Origin of the sequence: Cellulomonas biazotea (assembly GCF_004306155.1) — a bacterium.
GTDB lineage: Bacteria > Actinomycetota > Actinomycetes > Actinomycetales > Cellulomonadaceae > Cellulomonas > Cellulomonas biazotea.
The window spans coordinates 1-2,015 of the sequence record NZ_BIMR01000346.1 but is presented as its reverse complement, the minus strand read 5'-3'; the positions used below and the strand labels follow the sequence as shown (position 1 = coordinate 2,015).

Sequence of the window (2,015 nt, the reverse complement as noted above, 5' to 3'; positions counted from 1 at the left end):
TCTTGACTAACTGTCCAGAAACGGTCGTAGTTCTGGTTGTCAGCGACAACGGCAAACCCGCCGCAAGGTGGGGACGCAAAGCCACGGGACCCACGAGGTCAGCCGAGCTACCGAACGACAGGAGATTCACCATGGCTGTGACCACCCCCGCCACCGACGCCCCGCTCTCGCAGGGTGCCCTTCTGACGCCGGGTGAGGTCGCCGTGCTCTTCCGCGTGGACCCGAAGACGGTCACGCGCTGGGCCCAGGCCGGCAAGCTCTCGGCGGTCCGCACCCTCGGCGGCCACCGTCGGTTCCACGAGTCCGAGGTCCGCTCGCTCCTGCAGGGCGTTCCCACGCAGCGCGTCAGCGAGTGACCCGTCGCGGCCCAGGCCGCGACAGCACGACCCCGGGACGCCGGCGGTGACCACGGTCGCCGCCGGCGTCCTTCGTCGTACCCGGGCACGCGCCGGCCGGCGGAGTCGGGCACGGCTCGGCAGTGCCCGGGCCGGTCCCGTCGAGGCGCCCTGCGGCCGGACGGCGTCAGGCGTCAGCGCACCGCCGCGAGGACCGCGGTGCGGACCTCGTCGAGCGACCGCTCGGGCTGGAAGACGAGCCACTCGAGCCCCGCGACGACCGTCGCCCCGAACAGTGCCGCGGCGGTGAGCGACGGGTCCCGGTCCGGCCACGCGTCCGCGACCGCCGCCGCGAACACGCCGATCGCGTCGTCGCGCAGCGACCGGATCGAGTCCTGCCACCGCCGGCCCGTGCGGAACACCTCGGCGACCATGACCTTCGCGAAGTCCGGGTGGTCGCGCACCTGGGTGAGCAGCTCGGTGACCAGGGCCTCGACCGCGTCGCGGCCGTGCGCGCCCTGCGCCGCACCCCGGAGCGTGGCGGTCAGCCGGTCGACGCCCTCGGCGATGATCGCCTCGAAGAGCTCGGCCTTCGACCCGAAGTTGTAGAACACCGAGCCCTTGGCGACGCCGGCTGCGGCGGCGATCTCGTCGACGGACGTCGCGGAGTACCCGCGGTCGGCGACGAGCGCGAGCGCCGCGTCGACGATGTGCTGCCGGGTGTCGGTGCTCCGCATGCGCGCAGCCTCTCAGACGTCTCGGGTGCCGGTCAGATGGTCAGCGCGGGGTGCAGGCGCGACAGCGTCCACGTGCGCATGCGTCCCGCGCGCCACGACGTCACGGCGAGCGACCCGACGAGCACCGTGACCAGGTAGGCCACGGCCGTCCACAGCCGTGCGTCGGGGTTCCCCGTGAGCAGCGCGCGCAGCCCGTCGACCCCGTAGCTCATCGGCAGCAGCGGGTGCAGCGCCCGGAAGAAGGCGGGCGACGTCTCCACCGGGTAGGTACCACCGGCGGACGCGAGCTGGAGCACCAGCAGCGCGAGGGTGGCGACCCGGCCCGCAGCGGTGCCGAGCAGGGAGAGCAGCATCTGCTGCAGGGCGAGGAACGCCGCGACGACGAGGACCGTGAACGCGAGCGCTCCGACGGGATGGGTGGGCGTCAGCCCGAGCCCCACGCGCAGGACGGTGAGCAGCACGACGACCTGCACGACGCCGACGGCCAGCGCCGGGGCGAACCCGGCGAGCGCCGCCCGGACGCCACGGGCGGGAGTCGCGAGTGCGCGGGGCGGCACGGGCCGCAGGATCATCCAGGTGACGACGCCGCCGAGGAACAGCGCGAGCGGCAGGAAGAACGGCGCGATGCCCTCGCCGAACCCCTCGGCCGCGGCCCGGTCGGTCGTGTCGAGGGTCACCGGGTCGGCGATCGCGGCGGCCCGGGCGTCGCGCGCGGTGTCGTCGTCGGCGGGGATCGCGTCGGTGCCGCCGTCGAGCGAGGCGGCGAGCGTGCCCGCACCGTCGTGCAGCGCCCCGGACCCGTCGGCGAGCCTCGACGCGCCGTCGGCGAGGTCGCCCGCCCCGGTCGCGACCGCGGTCGTGCCGTCCGCGAGCGTCCCGGCACCGTCCCGCACGTCGCCCGCGCCGGACGCGACCCGCGCGGTCCCGTCGCGCAGGGCCGCCG

General features: G+C 75.1%; 3 protein-coding genes and 1 riboswitch. Of the genes, 1 reads left to right on the top strand and 2 read right to left on the bottom strand.

What is annotated here, in order from left to right:
- The first annotated feature begins 40 nt into the window (after positions 1-40).
- Positions 41-115: riboswitch (cyclic di-GMP riboswitch) on the top strand.
- 16 nt (positions 116-131) lie between these two features.
- A complete protein-coding gene (locus tag CBZ_RS18285) occupies positions 132-356 on the top strand; it encodes a BldC family transcriptional regulator (protein ID WP_130782896.1) in 225 nt (74 codons plus the stop codon).
- Positions 357-529: 173 nt separating this feature from the next.
- On the opposite strand, the gene CBZ_RS18280 is transcribed toward CBZ_RS18285, so the two are convergent.
- Complete coding sequence (locus CBZ_RS18280; protein ID WP_130782895.1) at positions 530-1,072, bottom strand: TetR/AcrR family transcriptional regulator; 543 nt, start codon at positions 1,070-1,072, stop codon at positions 530-532.
- A 32-nt stretch (positions 1,073-1,104) separates the two neighbouring features.
- On the bottom strand, positions 1,105-2,015 hold a 911-nt coding region (locus CBZ_RS18275; protein ID WP_165446849.1), incomplete at its 5' end, for a YhgE/Pip family protein.

Coding starts and splice junctions, on each gene's coding strand:
- CBZ_RS18285 (WP_130782896.1), top strand. CDS start 132: ATGGCTGTGACCACCCCCGCCACCGACGCCCCGCTCTCGCAGGGTGCC.
- CBZ_RS18280 (WP_130782895.1), bottom strand. CDS start 1,072: ATGCGGAGCACCGACACCCGGCAGCACATCGTCGACGCGGCGCTCGCG.